Source organism: Trichococcus sp. (assembly GCF_055118575.1).
This window is the reverse complement of record NZ_JBSQPW010000013.1, coordinates 29471-50458: the sequence shown is the minus strand read 5'-3', so window position 1 is coordinate 50458 and position 20988 is coordinate 29471. Positions and strand designations below refer to the sequence as shown.

Annotated in this window: 27 protein-coding genes and 1 pseudogene; 1 reads left to right on the top strand and 27 read right to left on the bottom strand. The window is 43.4% G+C overall.

Annotation, left to right across the window (positions count from 1 at the left end; genetic code table 11):
- Window positions 1-5: 5 nt before the first annotated feature.
- The 18 genes from rplR to rpsJ all read right to left on the bottom strand — a co-directional run bounded on the left by rplR (window position 6) and on the right by rpsJ (window position 8036).
- Entirely contained in the window at window positions 6-362 is a 357-nt protein-coding gene (gene rplR / locus ACTCCX_RS05290; RefSeq protein WP_463275055.1) for a 50S ribosomal protein L18, read from the bottom strand.
- Window positions 363-426: 64 nt separating this feature from the next.
- Window positions 427-963, bottom strand: coding sequence for a 50S ribosomal protein L6 (rplF, locus tag ACTCCX_RS05285; RefSeq protein ID WP_086942213.1), 537 nt, complete (start codon window positions 961-963; stop codon window positions 427-429).
- Between the two features lie 39 nt (window positions 964-1002).
- Window positions 1003-1401: a 30S ribosomal protein S8 gene (rpsH, locus tag ACTCCX_RS05280; RefSeq protein WP_463275054.1), complete on the bottom strand. Its 399-nt coding sequence runs from the start codon at window positions 1399-1401 to the stop codon at window positions 1003-1005.
- A 34-nt stretch (window positions 1402-1435) separates the two neighbouring features.
- Entirely contained in the window at window positions 1436-1621 is a 186-nt protein-coding gene (locus tag ACTCCX_RS05275; RefSeq protein WP_072763659.1) for a type Z 30S ribosomal protein S14, read from the bottom strand.
- Between the two features lie 20 nt (window positions 1622-1641).
- Window positions 1642-2181: a 50S ribosomal protein L5 gene (rplE, locus tag ACTCCX_RS05270; RefSeq protein ID WP_463275053.1), complete on the bottom strand. Its 540-nt coding sequence runs from the start codon at window positions 2179-2181 to the stop codon at window positions 1642-1644.
- A gap of 26 nt (window positions 2182-2207) precedes the next feature.
- Window positions 2208-2516 (bottom strand): 50S ribosomal protein L24, encoded by a 309-nt coding sequence (gene rplX / locus ACTCCX_RS05265; RefSeq protein WP_068558971.1) that lies wholly within the window; start codon window positions 2514-2516, stop codon window positions 2208-2210.
- A 34-nt stretch (window positions 2517-2550) separates the two neighbouring features.
- Entirely contained in the window at window positions 2551-2919 is a 369-nt protein-coding gene (gene rplN / locus ACTCCX_RS05260) for a 50S ribosomal protein L14 (protein ID WP_068558973.1), read from the bottom strand.
- A 43-nt stretch (window positions 2920-2962) separates the two neighbouring features.
- Window positions 2963-3229, bottom strand: coding sequence for a 30S ribosomal protein S17 (gene rpsQ, locus ACTCCX_RS05255; protein WP_068558975.1), 267 nt, complete (start codon window positions 3227-3229; stop codon window positions 2963-2965).
- A gap of 27 nt (window positions 3230-3256) precedes the next feature.
- A complete protein-coding gene (gene rpmC / locus ACTCCX_RS05250) occupies window positions 3257-3451 on the bottom strand; it encodes a 50S ribosomal protein L29 (RefSeq protein ID WP_068558977.1) in 195 nt (64 codons plus the stop codon).
- Window positions 3441-3875, bottom strand: coding sequence for a 50S ribosomal protein L16 (gene rplP, locus ACTCCX_RS05245; protein WP_068623089.1), 435 nt, complete (start codon window positions 3873-3875; stop codon window positions 3441-3443). Before rplP ends, rpmC begins: the two co-directional genes overlap by 11 nt.
- A gap of 3 nt (window positions 3876-3878) precedes the next feature.
- Entirely contained in the window at window positions 3879-4535 is a 657-nt protein-coding gene (rpsC, locus tag ACTCCX_RS05240; RefSeq protein WP_463275052.1) for a 30S ribosomal protein S3, read from the bottom strand.
- Between the two features lie 3 nt (window positions 4536-4538).
- A complete protein-coding gene (gene rplV / locus ACTCCX_RS05235; RefSeq protein ID WP_068558983.1) occupies window positions 4539-4895 on the bottom strand; it encodes a 50S ribosomal protein L22 in 357 nt (118 codons plus the stop codon).
- Window positions 4896-4915: 20 nt separating this feature from the next.
- Window positions 4916-5197 carry a 30S ribosomal protein S19 gene (gene rpsS, locus ACTCCX_RS05230; protein ID WP_068558985.1) on the bottom strand — a complete coding sequence of 94 codons (282 nt, stop codon included), beginning with the start codon at window positions 5195-5197 and terminating at the stop codon, window positions 4916-4918.
- Between the two features lie 53 nt (window positions 5198-5250).
- Window positions 5251-6081 (bottom strand): 50S ribosomal protein L2, encoded by an 831-nt coding sequence (gene rplB / locus ACTCCX_RS05225; RefSeq protein ID WP_086942211.1) that lies wholly within the window; start codon window positions 6079-6081, stop codon window positions 5251-5253.
- Between the two features lie 34 nt (window positions 6082-6115).
- Window positions 6116-6400 carry a 50S ribosomal protein L23 gene (rplW, locus tag ACTCCX_RS05220; protein WP_086942210.1) on the bottom strand — a complete coding sequence of 95 codons (285 nt, stop codon included), beginning with the start codon at window positions 6398-6400 and terminating at the stop codon, window positions 6116-6118.
- Window positions 6400-7023 carry a 50S ribosomal protein L4 gene (gene rplD / locus ACTCCX_RS05215; RefSeq protein ID WP_463275051.1) on the bottom strand — a complete coding sequence of 208 codons (624 nt, stop codon included), beginning with the start codon at window positions 7021-7023 and terminating at the stop codon, window positions 6400-6402. Before rplD ends, rplW begins: the two co-directional genes overlap by 1 nt.
- A gap of 27 nt (window positions 7024-7050) precedes the next feature.
- Entirely contained in the window at window positions 7051-7689 is a 639-nt protein-coding gene (gene rplC / locus ACTCCX_RS05210; RefSeq protein WP_086942208.1) for a 50S ribosomal protein L3, read from the bottom strand.
- Between the two features lie 38 nt (window positions 7690-7727).
- Entirely contained in the window at window positions 7728-8036 is a 309-nt protein-coding gene (rpsJ, locus tag ACTCCX_RS05205) for a 30S ribosomal protein S10 (RefSeq protein WP_068623097.1), read from the bottom strand.
- A 765-nt stretch (window positions 8037-8801) separates the two neighbouring features.
- On the opposite strand from rpsJ, the gene ACTCCX_RS05200 reads away from it, so the two are divergent.
- Window positions 8802-10595, top strand: coding sequence for an ammonium transporter (locus ACTCCX_RS05200; RefSeq protein ID WP_463275050.1), 1794 nt, complete (start codon window positions 8802-8804; stop codon window positions 10593-10595).
- 575 nt (window positions 10596-11170) lie between these two features.
- Here ACTCCX_RS05200 and ACTCCX_RS05195 read toward each other — a convergent pair.
- The 9 genes and pseudogenes from ACTCCX_RS05195 to cysK form a co-directional block, all read right to left on the bottom strand.
- Window positions 11171-11305, bottom strand: a pseudogene (locus ACTCCX_RS05195) (nitronate monooxygenase); the annotation flags it as partial.
- 39 nt (window positions 11306-11344) lie between these two features.
- Complete coding sequence (locus tag ACTCCX_RS05190; protein WP_463275049.1) at window positions 11345-12115, bottom strand: enoyl-CoA hydratase/isomerase family protein; 771 nt, start codon at window positions 12113-12115, stop codon at window positions 11345-11347.
- Window positions 12116-12468: 353 nt separating this feature from the next.
- On the bottom strand, window positions 12469-13656 hold the full coding sequence (tuf, locus tag ACTCCX_RS05185) for an elongation factor Tu (protein ID WP_463275048.1): 1188 nt from the start codon (window positions 13654-13656) through the stop codon (window positions 12469-12471).
- A gap of 120 nt (window positions 13657-13776) precedes the next feature.
- The gene (fusA, locus tag ACTCCX_RS05180; protein WP_463275047.1) at window positions 13777-15867 is read right to left on the bottom strand and encodes an elongation factor G; all 2091 of its coding nucleotides are present in this window, start codon (window positions 15865-15867) and stop codon (window positions 13777-13779) included.
- A gap of 117 nt (window positions 15868-15984) precedes the next feature.
- Window positions 15985-16455 carry a 30S ribosomal protein S7 gene (gene rpsG, locus ACTCCX_RS05175; protein ID WP_068559002.1) on the bottom strand — a complete coding sequence of 157 codons (471 nt, stop codon included), beginning with the start codon at window positions 16453-16455 and terminating at the stop codon, window positions 15985-15987.
- A gap of 46 nt (window positions 16456-16501) precedes the next feature.
- The gene (gene rpsL / locus ACTCCX_RS05170; RefSeq protein WP_068623373.1) at window positions 16502-16918 is read right to left on the bottom strand and encodes a 30S ribosomal protein S12; all 417 of its coding nucleotides are present in this window, start codon (window positions 16916-16918) and stop codon (window positions 16502-16504) included.
- A 321-nt stretch (window positions 16919-17239) separates the two neighbouring features.
- Window positions 17240-18721, bottom strand: coding sequence for a lysine--tRNA ligase (gene lysS / locus ACTCCX_RS05165; protein ID WP_463275070.1), 1482 nt, complete (start codon window positions 18719-18721; stop codon window positions 17240-17242).
- A gap of 107 nt (window positions 18722-18828) precedes the next feature.
- Window positions 18829-19857 (bottom strand): tRNA dihydrouridine synthase DusB, encoded by a 1029-nt coding sequence (gene dusB, locus ACTCCX_RS05160; protein WP_463275046.1) that lies wholly within the window; start codon window positions 19855-19857, stop codon window positions 18829-18831.
- Between the two features lie 190 nt (window positions 19858-20047).
- A complete protein-coding gene (gene cysK, locus ACTCCX_RS05155; RefSeq protein WP_463275045.1) occupies window positions 20048-20974 on the bottom strand; it encodes a cysteine synthase A in 927 nt (308 codons plus the stop codon).
- Window positions 20975-20988 lie beyond the last annotated feature (14 nt).

Below are 20988 nucleotides of genomic sequence, written 5' to 3'. Positions count from 1 at the left end.
TTTTCCTAGAAATCTAGTCCATTTTCGCGGGCAGCTTCAGCTAAAGCTTGCACACGACCATGGTACAGATAGCCACCACGGTCAAAGACTACTTCTTTAATTCCTTTTGCAGTAGCACGTTCAGCAATCAGTTTTCCAACTGCAGCAGCAGCTTCAGTTTTAGTACCGTTTGCGATTTCTGATTCTTTTGTAGAGGCACTTGCTAGCGTCACACCCGCTACGTCATCAATTAATTGAGCGTAGATGTTTTTGTTGGAACGAAAAACGTTCAAGCGTGGGCACTCTGCAGTACCAGAGATTTTTCTTCTTACTCGTGCGTGTCTAGCTTGGCGCACTTTGTTTTTATCTGGTTTAGTAATCACAATTGTCACCTCTTTATTTTTATTTTGTTCGGCCGTTCAGGAAGCAAGTAATAATAGCGGACTATTATTTACCTGTCTTACCTTCTTTACGACGGATGATTTCGTTAACGTATTTGATACCTTTACCTTTGTAAGGCTCTGGTGGGCGTACGCCACGGATGTTGGCTGCCAAAGCGCCAACTTTAGCTTTATCGTAACCTTTAACGATGATTTTAGTGTTAGTTGGTACTTCCACTTCAATGCCATCTTCAGGTGTGAATTCCACTGGATGAGAATATCCTACGTTCAATACAAGTTTTTTGCCTTGTAATTGAGCACGGTACCCAACCCCTACTAAGTCCAATTCTTTCGCGAATCCTTCAGATACACCTACAACCATGTTGTTCAACAATGCGCGTGTAGTACCGTGAATGGATTTAGTGAATTTCTCTTCGTTAGGACGAGTGAAAGTAACAGTGTTTCCTTCGATATTGATACCGATCATTTCATTAAATGTGCTAGTTAATTCGCCTTTAGGGCCTTTAACCGTAACAGTGTTACCTTGTTGAGTAACGGTTACGCCAGCTGGGATTTCGATTGCTTTATTACCAATACGACTCACAGGGCTGCACCTCCTTTATTTTCTCTGATTTTTTTAAAATTACCAAACGTAAGCTAATACTTCGCCGCCGACGTTTTTAGCTCTTGCTTCTTTATCGGTGATAACACCTTCAGAAGTAGACACGATTGCGATTCCTAAACCATTCAATACTTTAGGGATTTCGCCGGTTTTAGCGTAAACACGCAAACCTGGTTTAGAAATACGTTTCAGACCAGTGATAACGCGTTCGTTGTTTGGACCGTATTTTAAGAATACACGGATAACACCTTGTTTGTCGTCTGAAGTGTAATCAAAGTTTTTGATGAAACCTTCAGCCTTAAGAATGTTAGCGATCTCTAATTTTGTCTTTGATGCAGGCACTTCTAAAGATTCGTGACGTACCATGTTGGCATTACGAATACGAGTTAAGAAATCTGCGATTGGATCTGTCATGACCATTTACATTATACCTCCTTTTGCGAGTATGGTTAAATTACCAGCTAGCCTTTTTCACGCCGGGAATTTGTCCTTTATAGGCAAGTTCACGGAAGCAAATACGGCAAAGTTTGAATTTGCGATAAACTGAATGTGGACGTCCGCAACGTTCACAACGAGAGTAAGCTTGAGTAGAATGTTTTGCAGGACGTTTGTTTTTAGCAATCATGGATTTTTTAGCCAATTATTATTCGCCTCCTTAGCTTATTTTTGGAATGGCATTCCAAGTTGAGTCAATAATTCTCTTGATTCTTCGTCAGTGTTAGCAGTAGTTACGATAACGATATCCATACCACGTACTTTGTCGACTCTATCATAGTCAACTTCTGGGAAAATCAATTGTTCTTTGATACCTAAAGTATAGTTTCCACGACCATCAAAAGATTTTTTGCTGATCCCACGGAAGTCACGTACACGTGGTAATGAAACTGTAACTAGTTTATCCAAGAAGTCGTACATTCTTTCGCCACGTAAAGTAACTTTAGTGCCGATAGGCATACCTTCACGCAAACGGAATGCAGCGATTGATTTTTTAGCTAATGTGATGACTGGTTTTTGACCAGAGATCAAAGTTAGTTCTTCAACTGCTTTATCCAAGTTTTTTGTGTTTGAAACAGCATCACCCACACCCATGTTGATGACAATTTTGTCAATTTTAGGTGCTTGCATGATTGAGCTGTATTCAAATTTTTCCATCAATGATGGAACGATTTCTTTTGTATATTTTTCTTTTAAACGGTTCATTTAGAATATCCTCCTTCCTCTAATAATTAATCAATGATTTCGCCGGTTTTTTTGGAAACGCGGACTTTTTTGCCATCTACGACTTTAGATCCTACGCGTGTAGGTTCGCCAGTTTTAGCATCAATTAACATAATGTTAGAAACATGGATAGGTGCTGCTTCTTCAAGAATTCCACCTGTTGGGTTTGTTTGGGAAGCTTTGCGATGTTTCTTGACAATATTAATGCCTTCGACAATAACACGATCTTTTTTAGGGAAAGTTTTAAGGATGACTCCTTCTTTACCTTTATCTTTTCCAGTAATGACTTTAACTTTATCACCAGTTTTTACGTGCATGCTTTGTTGCACCTCCTTCATTTATGACAGTTGCTTACAATACTTCTGGAGCAAGGGAAACGATCTTCATGTAGTTGTTGTCACGCAATTCACGTGCAACTGGTCCAAAGATACGTGTTCCACGAGGGCTCTTGTCGTCACGAATGATTACACAAGCATTTTCGTCGAATTTGATGTAAGAACCATCTTTGCGGTGTGCGCCGTGTTTCGTACGAACGATAACAGCTTTAACTACATCACCTTTTTTGACAACACCACCGGGTGTAGCTTGTTTTACTGTGCAGACGATTGTATCACCAATTCCTGCAAATTTGCGGTTTGAACCACCTAAAACTTTGATAGTTAACACTTCTTTAGCGCCTGAATTATCGGCAACTCTTAAGCGGGATTCTGTTTGTATCACGTCAGTATCCTCCTTCCGGATATAAAAATATTTATTTGTCTGATTAGATGATTACTGATTCTTCAACAACTTCCAGTAAGCGGAAGTTTTTAGTAGCAGATAGAGGACGAGTCTCCATAATTCTAACTACATCTCCCATTTTAGCTTGGTTGTTTTCATCATGTGCTTTGTACTTTTTAGAGTACTTAACGCGTTTGCCGTAAGTAGGATGTGTCTTTGTTGTAGATACTTCTACAACGATTGTTTTGTCCATCTTATCGGAAACAACAACACCTTGGTAGACTTTACGTTGGTTACGTTGTTCAGTCATTTCGTTGTGACCTCCTTTGCTGATCTACTATTTTTGCAATTCTTGTTGTCGCAATACAGTTTTAATACGTGCAATTGATTTGCGTACTTCTTTCAAGCGGGCAGTATTTTCTAACTGGCCGGTTGCAAGTTGGAATCGTAGATTGAATAATTCATCTTTGAATTGTTTTTCTTTTTCAATCATTTCAGCAGTGGATAACTCTTTAAGTTCATTAGCCTTCATTCGATTCACCACCAATTTCTTTACGTTTTACAATTTTTGTTTTAACTGGCAATTTGTGGGATGCTAGACGTAGAGCTTCACGTGCCACTTCTTCAGGGACGCCTGCTACTTCGAACATGATCTTGCCGCGTTTAACTGGAGATACCCAACCTTCAGGTGCCCCTTTACCAGAACCCATACGGACTCCGATAGCTTTGGATGTATATGATTTGTGAGGGAATATTTTGATCCAAACTTTCCCGCCACGTTTCATGTAACGAGTCATAGCGATACGAGCTGCTTCGATCTGACGGTTTGTGATCCAGTGTGAATCCACTGCTTGCAAACCAAATTCACCGAAAACTACTTCTTTTCCGCCTTTAGCTTCTCCGCGCATTTTTCCACGGAACTCACGACGGTGTTTTACACGTTTAGGTACTAACATTGGTTATTTCCCTCCTTTCTCAGTTGTTTTTTTTGCTGGTAAAACTTCACCACGGTAAATCCAAACTTTAACGCCTAATTTACCATAAGTTGTGTCTGCTTCTTCCCAAGCGTAGTCGATGTCCGCACGCAATGTATGCAATGGAACAGTTCCTTCAGAGTGAGTTTCAGCACGAGCGATATCTGCACCATTCAAACGACCAGAAACTTGCGTTTTGATCCCTTTAGCGCCAGATCTCATTGTACGTTGGATAGCTTGTTTTTGCGCACGACGGAAAGCTACACGGTTTTCCAACTGTTTAGCGATACCTTCAGCAACCAATTTAGCATCCAAGTCTGGTCTTTTGATTTCCACGATGTTGATGTGTACTTTTTTACCAGTCAGTTCATTTAACTCTTTACGAGTTTTTTCTACTTCAGAACCGCCTTTACCGATTACCATACCAGGTTTGGCAGTATGGATTGAAACGTTCACGCGGTTAGCGGCACGTTCGATTTCGATTTTAGAAACAGAAGCTTCGCTTAAGTTCTTTTCGATATATTTACGGATACGTAAATCTTCATGTAAGAAAGCTGCGAAATCTTTTTCAGCGTACCATTTAGCATCCCAGTCACGGATGATGCCGACACGCAATCCTAATGGATGAATTTTTTGACCCACAGATTATCCCTCCTTCTTTTCTGATACCACGATTGTGATGTGGCTAGTACGTTTTAAGATTGGTGAAGCTGATCCTTTTGCACGTGGACGGAAACGTTTCATCGTTGGTCCTTCGTTAACATAAGCCTCGCTTACTACCAAGTTTTCGATATCTAAATCATAATTATGTTCTGCATTAGCAATTGCTGACATCAACACTTTTTCTACAACGGGCGAAGCGCCACGCGGTGTGAATTTCAGAATGGAGATTGCTTCTCCGATGCTCTTGCCTCTGATAAGATCCACTACTAAACGAACCTTACGAGCGGCAATGCGAACAGTTTGTGCAGATGCTTTTGCAGCTGTGATTTGTTCTGGCATGTTATTTCCTCCCCTCGTAATTAACGGCGACCTGTTTTCTTGTCGTCTGCGGCATGGCCACGGTATGTTCTTGTTGGAGCGAATTCTCCTAATTTGTGTCCTACCATGTCTTCTTGAATGTAAACTGGAACGTGTTTTCTTCCATCATAAACTGCAATCGTTTGTCCGATGAATTGTGGGAAAATTGTAGAGCGGCGAGACCAAGTTTTGATTACTTGTTTCTTTTCGCTAGCTAGAGCAGCTTCAACTTTCTTAATTAAATGTTCATCGACAAAAGGTCCTTTTTTCAAACTACGACCCATGGTGAAGCCTCCTTTCGATTATGTGTTGCTTCAGTCAATTATTGTTGTGATAATTATTTTTTGCGTCCACGAACGATCAGCTTGCTAGATTTAGCTTTCTTGCTGCGAGTTTTGTAACCCAGAGCAGGTTTACCCCAAGGAGTAACTGGCGCTTTGCGTCCGATTGGAGATTTACCTTCACCACCACCGTGTGGGTGATCGTTAGGGTTCATTACAGAACCGCGGACAGTAGGGCGTTTACCCAACCAACGGTTACGTCCGGCTTTACCGATGTTGATCAATTCGTGTTGTTCGTTACCTACTGAACCGATTGTCGCACGGCAAGTTGAAAGGATTAAACGTACTTCGCTTGAGTTCAAACGAACTAATGTATATTTACCTTCTTGTCCAAGTACTTGAGCACTTGTACCAGCTGAACGGATCAATTGACCGCCTTTACCTGGTTTTGTTTCGATGTTATGGATAACAGTACCGACTGGGATGTTTGCCAATGGCATTGCGTTTCCGATTTTGATATCAGATCCTACTCCAGATTCGATTTGTTGGCCTACCTCGATGCCTTTAGGGGCAATAATGTAAGTTTTGATTCCATCAACATATTGGATCAACGCGATGTTTGCAGTGCGGTTTGGATCGTACTCGACAGCTTTGACGATACCAATAACTCCATCTTTATTACGTTTGAAGTCGATCACACGGTAAGCACGTTTGTGTCCACCAGCTTGATGACGAACGGTAATTTTACCTTGGTTGTTACGACCGGCTTTTCTTTTGATTGGTTCGATCAAAGATTTCTCAGGTGTTGTTTTTGTGATCTCTGCGAAATCAGAACCAGTCATATTACGACGGCCGTTTGTGGTAGGTTTGTATTTCTTAATCGCCACGTTTTTTCCCCTCCTATTTGATTATTTCAGAAAATTAATTTTCGAATAATTCGATTGTTTTAGAATTTTCAGTCAAAGTGATGATTGCTTTACGGCGTTTTTTTGTATAGCCTTTGTATTTGCCCATACGTTTAAGTTTGCCGCGGACATTCATGATGTTCACGTTTTTAACATCTACGCCGAACAATGCTTCGACAGATTGTTTAACTAACGTTTTGTTAGCACGTACATCTACTTCAAAGGTATATTTCTTTTCATCCATCGCAAGCATAGAAGCTTCCGTGATGATTGGGCGTTTGATAACGTCTGTTGCTTCCATTATTTAAGAGCCTCCTCTACCTTAGAAAGAGCAGCTTGTGTCAAGACTAATTTGTTGTTTGAAACAACATCCAATACGTTGATTCCTGTTTCGTTAACGACTGTTACGCCAGGAATGTTACGTGCAGATAATGCTGCAAAATCGTTGTCGTTTTCAACAACAACCAATACTTTCGTATCAACGTTAAGGTTTTTCAACACATTTGCAAATTCTTTTGTTTTTGGTGCATCGAAGTTCAATGTTTCAACTACGATCAAGTCTCCTTCAGCAACTTTCGTTGAAAGAACTGATTTGATAGCTAAGCGACGAACTTTCTTGTTTAATTTATAGCTGTAAGAACGAGGTGTTGGTCCAAAGACAACTCCACCGCCAACCCATTGTGGTGAACGGATTGAACCTTGGCGTGCACGGCCTGTTCCTTTTTGTTTCCATGGTTTACGACCACCACCGCTGACAGCGCTGCGGTTTTTCACTGCGTGAGTTCCTTGTCTTAATGAAGCGCGTTGCATGATGATTGCATCGTAAACAACGTTCTCGTTAGGCTCAATCCCAAAGATTTCTTCATTCAAAGTCACTTCACCGTTTTGTGTTCCATCTTGTTTAAATAAGGCTACGTTTGGCATTATTCTCGTTCCTCCTCTCTTTTTTTATTATTTTTTAACAGCTTTGCGAGCTGCTTTGATTTCGATTAATGATTTTTTAGAACCAGGTACGTTACCTTTGATCAGGATAACGTTTTTCTCAACGTCAACCATAACGATTTCAAGGTTTTGGATAGTAACGCGATCGTTACCCATACGTCCTGCTAATTTTTTGCCTTTGAATACGCGGGATGGGAATGAAGCAGCACCCATTGAACCAGGACGACGGTGGTAACGAGATCCGTGGGCCATTGGTCCGCGGCTTTGTCCGTGACGTTTGATTACGCCTTGGAAACCATGTCCTTTAGTGGTACCAGTGACATCAACAATGTCGCCTGCTTCAAAGATATCAACTTTGATTTCTTTTCCTACTTCGTATTCTCCCAGCTCAACATTGTTAAATTCACGAATGAAGCGCTTAGGAGCAGTTTTTGCTTTTGCTGCATGACCCTTAGCAGGTTTGTTTGACAATACTTCACGCATTTCTTGGTAGCCTAGTTGTACCGCTTCGTAGCCGTCTGTTTCGTTGGTTTTAACTTGTAAAACAACGTTTGGAGTAGCTTCGATAACTGTAACTGGTACTAACTCACCGTTTGCAGTAAAGAATTGAGTCATTCCTACTTTTTTGCCTAAGATTCCTTTGGTCATGGTAACACCTCCGTTTGTTTTTTATATGATAGGTTTGATTATAATTTGATTTCGATGTCTACGCCGCTTGGTAAGTCAAGCTTCATCAAAGCGTCAACAGTTTTTGTTGTTGGGTTGATGATGTCGATTAGACGTTTGTGTGTAAGCATTTCGAACTGCTCACGAGAATCTTTGTACTTGTGAGTAGCACGGATCACTGTGTATAGTTGTCTTTCAGTCGGCAATGGAATCGGACCAGAAACGGTAGCTCCCGTTCTTTTTGCTGTTTCCACGATTTTATCCGCTGATTGATCAAGAGCACGGTGTTCATATGCTTTTAAACGAATACGTATTTTTTGTTTTGCCATGTTGTTCCCTCCTTCGTCAGATGTAATTCATAAGACTAGCTCCACGAAAATTCCCCGGCACACCCGCCGTGACAAAGCGACCGGGTGTGTCGCAACCTCTCGTCTCTTAGCTGCGGTTTCCGTTTGAACGGTCACCAATACATTATTCATAAACATGAATGCCGTACCAATATATTATACATAATCCCCTCAGTTAAAGCAAGTCTTTTCTGAAAATAATCTGCAATTTCCATTCTTGCCTAAAAGACCAGTATCGCCGGCGCACTAAGAAGCATTTAGTCCCTTAACTATTATACTGAACGGCAAGAAGAATGCAAGTCCATTAGTAACGTTCCTTACTCATGATTGTCTTTTTCTTTTCGGTTGCCCTCTCTGCCAATCTCGAATTGCCTATATAATAGAAGAAACAGGATGTCCGGATCAGTTCGCTGGGTTTATCCATCGGCAGGACGCATGAAATTTGCTGATATATTGCTCTTTTTTCAGTCTTTTTAATTGGGGAACCGTTTCATGTCAGCTATCTTCGCGCATTTCACACGCTCAAACCGGTTTTATGACGTCCACGCAGGACTTATTGCGCGCGCATTGGTCTTTTTTTACTGCAAGCGCATCTCGCAGCACATCCAGCCGCAACAGCGCCTCGTTCATGTAACATTTCATGACGCGACTCGTCATCATTAGGATGCTTTTATATTTTTCAGGGTGTAAAGTAAGGAACATCACAAAGTACTCAAAAAAATATTAAGCAGCAGAAGGAGAATCTACATGGAGAACATTAATTATGCCGACACAACTTTCGTCTTCCTCGCAACGATCTTAGTCATGATGATGACGCCCGCTTTATCCCTATTCTACGGAGGGATGGTCCGGAAGAAAAATATCCTTAGCACAACGATGCACAGTTATACAGCCATAGCCGTCGTTTCCATCCAATGGATTCTGTTCGGTTATTCATTTGTATTCGGCGGACACGGGCCGCTGATCGGTGACGGCTCTTTCGCGCTGCTCAACAATGTAAACTTTGCGCCGATCGACTATGCACCCACGATTCCCCATCAGCTATTCCTGATGTTCCAATTGGCATTCGCCATTATCACACCGGCTTTGATATCCGGAAGTATCGCGGAGCGCATGAAGTTCCCTGCATTCCTTTCCTTCATCCTGTTATGGACGACATTCGTCTATGATCCGATTGCACACTGGATTTGGGGAAATGGCGGCTGGATCCGTGAATTGGATGCACTTGATTTTGCAGGCGGTAGTGTCATCCATATCAGTTCAGGTGTTTCGGCGTTGGTGGCAGCCATCTATATCGGCAAACGAAACAACCATGATTCAATCAAACCTCACAATATTCCAATGACGATGATCGGTGCCGGTCTTCTGCTCTTTGGTTGGTACGGTTTCAATTCGGGAAGCGCCCTGGCCATCAACGATATCGCCTTGAACGCCTTCATCACAACGAACACTTCCGCAGCTGCCGCAGGATTGAGCTGGATGGTGTGCGAATGGACGCTCCACAAGAAGCCGACTGCACTGGGATTTGTCAGCGGAATCGTGGCAGGCCTCGTTTCCATCACTCCAGCCGCAGGTTTCGTCAGCCCGTTTGCTTCCCTTTTGATCGGACTCATCGGTGGGATTGTTTGTTTCTATGGTGTCACTGTTCTAAAGAAAAAATTCGATTATGATGATGCGCTGGACGCATTCGGTTGCCACGGCATCGGCGGAATCTGGGGCGGAATCGCAACAGGAATATTCGCTACAAGCGCAATCAACCCTGCTATCGAAGGTGGCTTAGTGGACGGAAATTTCAAACTGCTTATCGCAGAAGTCATCAGCATCGCTGCCGTAGTTGCTTACGCCGGCATCGTATCCTACCTCTTGTTGAAATTGATCAGCCAATTTATGCAACTGCGCGTCTCTGCTGAAGAAGAAGAAATCGGATTGGATTATGCCATCCACGGCGAAACTGCGTACGGCAGCATCGCTATAGCCTTGAGCGAACCGACTCATTCAAATAAAGATAGATCTGTCGTGCCTGGCGAATTGAGAACGGCCTTTCAAAAATTCCAGGAGCGCGCTTTCGCAGGCAATGGTCCCGAACTGGCTTTCGCAAATCCATCCCTTGAAGACCTGAACAAATCAGTGGTTGTTGAGTACCAGGCATCCGGCGCCACAACAGGGGTCTACGATGCAGATAATAAAATCACCAAACTAGAAATCATCACGAACGAAAGCAAATTCGAGAGTCTGAAAAAAGCGCTGAACAGCATCGGTATCACTGGAATGACTGTTTTCGACGTATTCGGCTATGGCATGCAAAAAGGCCACTCCACTTATTACCGGGGTGTCGAAACCGAAGCCGACCTGCTGCCGAAGATCCGTGTCGAAGTCGTTGTCAGCACAGTACCAGTCCAAGAGGTTGTCGACGCTGCCAGAAAAGCATTGTACACCGGCAACATCGGTGACGGAAAAATCTTCATCTATAATGTAGAGAACGTCATCCGAGTCAGCACCGGGGATGTAGGCAAGGAAGCGTTGGAATATCCAAACGAATGAGCAACACAAAAAGAAGATCATCGGGTCAGCCCTGATAATCTTCTTTTTGTCTTATATCCTGAATTCGGTTGATGAATACTCCATTTTTACGGTCGGCCAGCATCTGACTTAAGATGAACCTTCCCGCTTAACCCATGACTGAATTAACGAGAGTGCGGCGGCACTTATTTCAAGTTAAGCACGATAGCGCTGAACAGCACTGCAACTAATGCAGCGACATTCGAACCAGTCATAATCACGAACATATATTTCATCGCATTTTTATGATTGAGTTTGCAAACCGCAAAGAATGTCAACACGATGCCACTATGAGGCATCGCAGTAAAAGCAGCTGATGCAATCGCAACTACACGGTGGATAACTTCAGGATGTATCCCCATATCAATATAGTTCTGGGCAAAAGCAGGAACGATGATAGCCGATGTTCCTGATGATGATCCAGTTATGATCGACATCAATGCTGTCGCTATCGACAAGCTGATGAGCGGATTTCCAGGTATAGACAATATATATTGGGAAATAATTTCAAATCCTGCAGCGGCAGTGACGACAGTACCAAAACCAACCGCTGCAGCAGTCAATCCGCCTGATCCGATGATTCCCAAGCCACCCGCTTCTGATACAGGACCGGCTAATGCGGCGGTAGCGATACGAGCCATGGCTCCTTGGAAAATTGGATATTCGATTCCTAATAAGTTTTTTAGTGACATTTTTCATTCCTCTTTCTGTTCAGATTTATTTTTTGAGATTTACTTATTTTGATAACAAGGTTGTCTTTTCTCTCGGAAAGCAGCAATACCTTCATGTGCATCATGGGTATGGAAATTTTCAACAAAATGACTTGTTTCGATCCGTAGCGCCGCTTCTATAGTGGCATTCCGTCCTTCTTGAATCGCGCGTTTTGCAGCCTGCAGAGCAAGCGGAGAAGTCATTGCCATTTTTTTGGCAAAAACTAGAGCATCTTCCAACAAAGTCTCAGAGGGATATACTGCATTCACGATATTCAATGCCTTCAATTCGTCCGATTTCAATGCTCGACCAGTCATGATAATTTCTTTCGCTTTGGCCTCTCCGATCAAGCGGGTCAAAGTTTGTGTTCCGCCACCACCAGGGATGATCCCAATAGTTATTTCAGGCAGTGCGATATTTGTTGTTTCCCCGCAGAACCGGAAATCAGCAAAAAGCGACATTTCAAACGAGCCACCACGGACAATCCCATCATAGACATAGATGGTTGGTTTTTTGACCGCTTGGAGCGTAGCGAATATTTCTTTTGATACTTCGCAGTATTTTCGGATGTTTTCGTAGGCCAGCATTTCATCCAGATCCATCCCTGCGCAAAACACTTTTTTCTGCATCGGCATCGAGTACAGGATGACATGTGCCTCCGGATCTCTATCCGCTCGTCTGAATACTTCTTGTAATTCGGCCAGACCAGCCATCGTCAAGATATTGAGCGGCGGGTTCGAATACATGACCACACCTACATGGTCCTTCACTTCATAATTAACAGTATGCATAACTTCACTCCTTTGTGTTTTAATTCACATTCGTTATGTACTTATTATCATCCGAAAAGGCTAAAGAGTAAAATTCATAATACAGCATTCTTTAATGATAATTTGGTTATGGTATTCGTTATTTTTTTCAATAAAATCCATTGTACAATAGTTTTTTATGGGACCATTTTCACAAAAACTATTCGTAAGGATAAACAGGCATAACAAAAGATTCCAAAAATCAATTACAAAAAAGTTATGTCAGAGATGAAATTGTTCATTTACGCACTAATGGAATTCGACATCTGAACGAAGAAAAAAGACTGCCTCGAGGGCAGTCTTTTTTTCGTGTTAAATTTTATTCGGAAATAAAATTATTTAGAGATTGAAGCTACAACGCCAGCGCCTACAGTACGGCCGCCTTCACGAATAGAGAACTTAGTTCCTTCTTCGATAGCGATTGGGTGGATCAGTTCAACTTCCATAGTAACGTTATCGCCAGGCATTACCATTTCAACGCCTTCTGGTAAGTTACATACGCCTGTAACGTCAGTTGTACGGAAGTAGAATTGTGGACGGTAGTTTGTGAAGAATGGAGTGTGACGTCCGCCTTCTTCTTTTGAAAGTACGTATACTTCAGCAGAGAAAGTTGTATGTGGAGTGATTGAACCTGGTTTAGCCAATACTTGACCACGTTGGATTTGATCACGTGTAACACCACGCAACAAAGCTCCTACGTTATCGCCAGCTTCAGCGTAATCCAATAATTTACGGAACATTTCAACACCGGTAACAACTGTTTTCTTAGTTTCTTCAGCAATACCGACGATTTCAACTTCGTCACCAACGCGAACTTGTCCACGTTCAACACGGCCTGTAGCAACAGTACCACGTCCAGTGATTGAGAATACGTCTTCGATAGGCATCATGAATGGTTTGTCAGTGTCACGAGTTGGAGTTGGGATGTACTCATCAACTGCAGCCATCAATTCCAAGATTTTTTCTTCGTAAGACTCGTCGCCTTCAAGAGCTCTCAAAGCTGAACCAGCGATTACAGGAACATCGTCGCCAGGGAAATCGTATTCTGTTAACAGGTCACGAACTTCCATTTCAACTAATTCCAATAATTCTTCGTCGTCAACCATGTCGACTTTGTTCAAGAATACTACGATGTAAGGAACACCAACTTGACGAGACAACAGGATGTGCTCGCGAGTTTGTGGCATTGGACCATCAGCAGCAGATACTACTAAGATAGCGCCGTCCATTTGTGCAGCACCAGTGATCATGTTTTTAACATAATCCGCGTGGCCTGGGCAGTCTACGTGAGCGTAGTGGCGAGTTTCAGTTTGGTATTCCACGTGAGAAGTGTTGATCGTGATACCACGTTCTCTTTCTTCTGGAGCGTTATCGATTGCAGCATAGTTAGATGCCTCAGCGAAACCTTTTTTAGCTAAAACTGTAGTGATAGCTGCTGTTAAAGTTGTTTTACCATGGTCAACGTGTCCGATTGTACCAACGTTAACATGGGGTTTTGAACGGTCGAATTTTTCTTTTGCCATTTTAAATCATTTCCTCCTCATATTGAGTGCTTATAATTTGTCTAGACTCTAATCGTCTATCGTATAAAGTATACCGATTTGTGCTTGAAAAAGCAATATACAAGCTAAGCAACAGCGAGATTACTCTTCGCTATTTTTTCCGCTCTTCTTGATGATTTCCTCTTGAACAGCTTTAGGAACAGCTTCGTAATGATCGAATGTCATTGAGAATGTTCCACGGCCTTGTGTAGAAGAACGTAAAGTCGTAGCATATCCAAACATTTCTGATAATGGAATGCTGCTCTTAACGATTTGTGCGTTTCCGCGTGCTTCAGTACCTTCGATACGTCCACGACGAGAACTTACGTGTCCCATTACATCTCCCAAATAATCATCAGGAACTGTAATTTCTACAGCCATCATTGGTTCCAAGATTGCTGGATCAGCTTTTTTGGCTGCGTTACGCAAAGCAAGTGAAGCAGCAACTTTAAATGCTGTTTCAGATGAATCGACATCATGGTATGAACCATCATACAATTTAGTCTTAACGTCAACCAATGGGAAGCCCGCCAAAACACCATTTTCCATAGCGTCTCTCAAACCAGCTTCAACTGCAGGGATGTATTCACGAGGAACAACCCCACCGACGATAGCATTTTCGAACTCAAAGCCTTTTCCTTCTTCATTAGGAGTAAACTCAACCCATACGTGACCGAATTGACCTTTACCACCTGATTGACGAACGAATTTACCTTCAGCTTGAACGGATTGACGGAATGTTTCACGGTAAGATACTTGAGGAGCACCTACTGTAGCTTCAACTTTGAACTCACGTTTCATACGGTCAACGATGATGTCCAAGTGCAACTCACCCATACCAGCGATGATCGTTTGACCAGTCTCTGGGTTAGTGGAAGCACGGAAAGTAGGATCTTCTTCAGAAAGCTTCTGTAGCGCGATACCCATTTTATCTTGGTCAGCTTTTGATTTAGGCTCAATAGCAACTTCGATAACTGGTTCCGGGAAAATCATGGATTCAAGGATTACTTGTTTCTTTTCATCACACAAAGTATCTCCTGTAGTCGTATCTTTCAAACCAACTGCAGCAGCGATATCTCCAGCAAATACTTCTGGGATTTCGTTACGGTGGTTAGCATGCATCTGCAGGATACGGCCTACACGTTCGCGTTTGCCTTTAGTAGCATTCTGAACGTAAGAACCACTTTGTAAAGTACCAGCATATACGCGGAAGAACGTCAGACGGCCCACAAACGGGTCAGTCATAACTTTAAATGCTAAAGCTGCAAATGGCGCTTCGTCGCTTGCAGGGACAGCAATTGGTTCTTCAGTGTCTACGTCAGTACCTGTGATGGCAGCAACATCCAATGGTGACGGAAGGTAGTCAATGACTGCATCAAGCAATAATTGAACGCCTTTATTTTTGAAAGCAGAACCGCAAAGCATCGGGAAGAACTCTACATTACATGTAGCAGTACGGATACCTTGTTTCAATTCTTCTTTCGTAATTTCTTCACCATCAAGATATTTTTCCATCAAAGCTTCATCAGTTTCAGCGACAGCTTCAACTAATTTTGTATGCCATTCTTCAGCTGTTTCAAGATATTCCGCAGGGATATCTTCTTCATGGTATTCAGTACCTTCATCGTTGTCATAGATTTCAGCCTTCATTTCGACTAAATCGATGATCCCTTTGAATGTATCTTCTGAACCAATCGGCAATTGAATCGGATGCGCATTAGCATTCAGACGGTCGTGGAGAGTGCCTAAAGAGTATAAGAAATCTGCACCCATTTTATCCATTTTGTTAGCGAATATGATACGAGGAACACCATAAGTTGTAGCTTGACGCCAAACTGTTTCAGTTTGAGGTTCTACACCTGATTGTGCATCAAGTAAAGCGACAGCGCCATCCAATACACGCAGGGAACGTTCAACTTCGATAGTGAAGTCAACGTGTCCAGGAGTATCGATGATGTTTACGCGATACCCTTTCCATTGTGCAGTAGTAGCAGCTGAAGTGATGGTGATACCACGTTCTTGTTCTTGTTCCATCCAGTCCATTTGTGAAGCACCCTCGTGGGTCTCACCGATCTTATGGATTTTACCGGTATAGTACAAAATACGTTCAGTTGCCGTTGTTTTACCAGCGTCAATATGAGCCATGATACCGATATTTCTCGTATTATGTAGAGAAAATTCTCTTTGTGCCATCTTCTTCAAACACCTCTTTCTTTTAAAAGTAATTGCAAGTCCATTTTATTGGAAAAATGGGGACTTACGCAACCATAAAGCAAATTTCTTGCAAGAAAAAATTCTTGCAAGAAAATTTTACCAACGGTAGTGAGCGAAAGCTTTGTTAGCTTCTGCCATTTTATGTGTATCTTCACGTTTCTTAACTGAAGCACCAGAGTTGTTAGCAGCGTCCATGATTTCTTTAGCAAGACGCTCTTCCATAGTATCTTCACCGCGTAGACGAGAGTAGTTTACCAACCAACGCAAGCCTAAAGCCATACGACGATCTGGACGTACTTCGATAGGAACTTGGTAGTTAGAACCCCCTACACGACGTGCTTTTACTTCTAAAACAGGCATGATGTTTTTCATAGCTTGTTCGAAAACTTCCAACGGGTCGTTTCCTGTAGATTCTTTAATCATTTCAAATGCGTTATATAAAATGGTAGCAGCTTTACCACGTTTTCCGTCAACCATGATACGGTTGATCAAACGAGTCACCAATTTAGAATTGTAAATCGGATCTGGCATTACTTCACGTTTTGTGACTGGACCTTTACGAGGCATTCAAATTCCTCCTTCCTTAACTTTTCTTTTTTCGTTTATTGTTTAATTATTTTTTCTTAGGTCTCTTAGCACCGTATTTAGAACGGCTTTGCAGACGGTTGTTTACGCCGGCTGTATCAAGAGCTCCACGAACGATATGGTAACGTACCCCTGGCAAGTCTTTTACACGGCCGCCGCGGATAAGCACCACGCTGTGTTCTTGTAGGTTATGTCCGATACCAGGAATGTAAGCTGTAACTTCCAATAAGTTGGACAGACGTACACGAGCGTACTTACGTAACGCTGAGTTAGGTTTTTTCGGAGTCATTGTACCCACACGAGTACAAACACCACGTTTTTGAGGTGAGTTTGTATTTGTTTGAGATTTTTTGAAGCTATTGTAACCTTTTCCTAAAGCAGGAGATTTTGATTTTTCAATAGCGGATTGGCGTGGTTTACGCACTAATTGATTGATTGTAGGCATTGATTTTCCTCCTTCCTCGATGGGATAGCTAGGTCCACACATCCAGGTGGTTCCTTTTTTGTCAAAAAAATAAATAAATCGAATATTTCGACCTACTATTCTTTCTGTGACTCTCATACACCAGTCAGCACGACTGAAAGATATGTTCAGGGATCTGTGTATAAAATCACCTTTTGAATCATAACATGTATATTTCTGTCCGTCAACAGTTTGTCTTGTTTTATTTGAAATAATTCTCGTTTTTCCATTGATTCACGCGCGTTGCTGCCCACAAACGAAAGAAGGGCTGACGCGATTTTGCGGCAGCCCCTCACTTATGTACTATTGAATATCCAAATTTCTCATTGTCGGGAACAGCAGGACGTCTCTGATTGATTGACTGTCCGTCAACATCATCACGAATCTGTCGATACCGATGCCCAAACCGCCTGTCGGAGGCATACCGTATTCCAAAGCCTCGATGAAGTCTTCGTCAACGCCATGCGCTTCGTCATTGCCTTGTTCTTTTTCCATCGCTTGTGCTTCGAAACGCTCTCTTTGATCGATCGGATCCGTAAGCTCAGTAAAGGCATTCCCGTACTCCTTGCCCATGATGAAGATTTCAAAACGGTCCGTGAAGCGCGGATCTTCTTCATTTTTGCGCGCCAATGGAGAAATCGCCAGCGGATGACCATAAATGAAAGTCGGTTGAACCAACGTATCTTCCACAAACGCCTCGAAGAATTCATTGATGATGTGCCCTACTGTCATGTTCTTCGTGAACGGCACATTGTGTTTTTCCGCCAAAGCTTGCGCTTCTGCGTCCGTCATCGGAGCCCAGAAATCAACACCCGTAACTGCTTTGACTGCATCAACCATGTGGATGCGCGGGTATGGTCCGGCCAAGTTGATTTCGGTACCGTCATAGACAACTGTTGAGGATCCTTTGACTTTTGTCGTAACCGTCTCAAAGATGCCTTCAACCACTTCCATTACATCGTGGAAATCGGTATAAGCTGTGTACATCTCGAGCATCGTAAACTCAGGATTGTGAGTCGTATCGATCCCTTCGTTACGGAACACACGACCGATTTCATAAACCTTTTCCATGCCGCCGATCACAAGGCGTTTCAGGTGCAACTCCAACGCAATGCGCATGTAAAGTTCCATATCCAGCGCGTTGTGGTGCGTTATGAACGGTCTTGCGGTTGCGCCACCAGCCATATTGTGCAAAGTCGGTGTTTCGACTTCCAAATAGCCGAGTCCGTTCAGGTAGGTTCTGATTTCGCTGATGATCTGGCTGCGTTGCACGAACTTATTGAAGCTCTCTTTGTTGCTGATCAAGTCAAGATAACGTTGACGGTATTTCTGTTCAACGTTTGTCAAACCGTGATATTTGTCAGGCAAAGGACGCAACGCTTTTGTCAAATGCACAAGCTGCGTCGGTTTGATGGTTACTTCACCGGCATCCGTTTTCATGATCGGCCCCGTTACGCCAATGATATCGCCGAGATCGGCTTGCTTGAAGATTGCATAATTTTCTTCCCCTACAGTGTCTTTGCGCACGTAAATTTGGATTTGGCCTTTGCTGTCCTGCAAATGCGCAAACCCTACTTTCCCTTTACCGCGTTTTGTCATGATTCTGCCGGCTACGGAAACGATGGTTTCATCTTTTGCTTCGATTTCCTCTTTTGTAAAAGCATCGAAATCTTGATGGATAGTTGCGGATAAATGTGTTCTTACAAAACCATTTTGAAAGGGTTCAATTCCTTCTTCGCGTAAAGTCTGCATTTTTTCGCGGCGAATCAGCAATTGGTCATTCATTTCTTCTGAATGTTTTTCTTGACTCAATGAGGTCACTCCGTTCTTAAATCTTCTTGATTCATAATCTTCTTAATATTGCCAATAAAAGAGTGAAAAATCAAGCCGTCTTAGCCATTTATTTCGATTTTCTCGAATGTACGCGCTTCTTTCGAAGCTTCGCGTTCCTCAATTTCAAAAATGAAGCGATCCAACAAGTCGACAACTTCTTGTTGTTTGGAAGCAGACGTGACTGCTGCTTTTGTTTTTGAAGCGCGCGGAATGCCTTTCAGGTAGTAAGCCGCGATGCTGCGGAACTCTTTGACAGCGACTGTTTCGCCCTTAAGATCGGTCAATCTGCCCAAGTGGAGCTTGGCGATTTCCAGCTTCTCACGCGGGGTCGATTGCGGCAGCATTTCTCCGGTTTCAAGATAGTGGACTGTCTGTTTGATCATCCAAGGGTTGCTTAAAGCAGCCCTGCCGATCATGACACCGTCCACGCCCGTTTCGTCCATCATCCGCTTCGCATCTTCGGGCGTCTTCACATCGCCGTTACCCAACAATGGAATCCGCGTCAAGGCTTGTTTGACATCCTTGAAGATATTCCAGTCGGCTTTACCTTCATACATCTGTACGCGCGTGCGTCCATGCATCGCAACGGCAGATGCACCAGCGCGTTCTGCAGCCAAAGCATTCTCCACTGCAAACAGATGATCGGAATCCCAACCCGTCCGCATTTTCACGGTAACCGGCTTTTCCACAGCATCCACAACTGCAGAAACCATCTCATAGACTTTGCCCGGATCCAACAACCATTTGGCCCCCGCCTCCGCCTTGATGACTTTGCTGACAGGGCAGCCCATGTTGATGTCGATGATGGCCGCTTCCGTGTTTTCCGCCACATATTTTGCGGCTTCCACTAGCGTATCCTTGTTGCCGCCCATGATCTGGACGCTCAATGGGTATTCATTCGGTTCGATGTGCAGCATCCGCAAGGTCTTCTCATTGCGGAATTGGATACCCTTATCGCTGATCATCTCGCAGACGACCAAACCTGCACCCATCTCTTTGACGGTGACACGGAAGGCAGCGTTGCTGATTCCGGCCATTGGTGCCACTGCGACTGGATTATTGATTTCAATATTGCCGATTTTATACATTTTTTACTTCCTTTGTTGTTTATTTATGTTGATCCCATCCGTTTTTTGGATGCTTAAAAAACTCTTGGACCATTCTATCATCTTACAATCCGTAAGAAAAGAAAAATATCTTATCCGATTATGTTTGTTGACTCTCCAATAATAAAAAGAGGACAAGCCGTACGATCGGCCTGCCCTTCTTTTCCATTTATTATTCTACGCTGAACAGAGGCGTCGACAGGTAGCGTTCTCCGTTATCCGGCGCCACAGTCACGACGGACTTCCCTTTGCCTAAACGGATGGCCACTTCGATGGCACCAGCGATGGCAGCTCCGCCTGAAATGCCTACCAGAATGCCTTCTTCCCTTGCAACACGGCGAGCCATTTCGAAGGCTTGATCATTGGATACTTGGACGATGCCATTATATAGGGTAGTATCCAATACGGACGGGATAAAGCCCGCACCGATACCCTGAATTTTGTGGGGGCCTTTCGGCTTCCCGCTCAATACAGCCGAATCGGTCGGCTCCAACGCATATATCTCTACATTCGGATTGACTTTGCGCAGAGCCTTGCCGACTCCGGTCACGGTTCCGCCCGTTCCGACTCCGGCGATAAAGGCATCCGGTGTCTTGCCTTCAAATGCCTCGATGATTTCGGGACCGGTGATGGCTTCGTGGACAGCAGGATTGGCGCGGTTATCGAATTGCATCGGCATAAAGTGATTCGGTTGCGCAGCGATTTCCCTCGCCTTTGCAATCGAGCCATTCATCCCCTCAGCACCCGGGGTCAAAACCAACTCTGCGCCATAAGCTGCCAACAACAGGCGTCTTTCCATGCTCATCGTATCAGGCATCACAAAAATGGATTTGTAGCCCTTTGCCGCAGCCAGCATAGCCAATCCTACACCTGTATTCCCGCTGGTCGGTTCAACGATTGTGTATCCGGGCTTCAGAAGACCTTCTTCTTCAGCCACTTCAATCATATTCAGAGCAATGCGATCTTTCACACTTCCGCCCGCATTGAACGACTCCAGCTTGACGTAGACATCAGCCCCGCCCTCAGGCACCACTTTATTCAGTTTGATCATCGGCGTTTCCCCGATCAGACTCGCAATTGATGAGACTATTTTTACCATGTCGATTCCTCCAG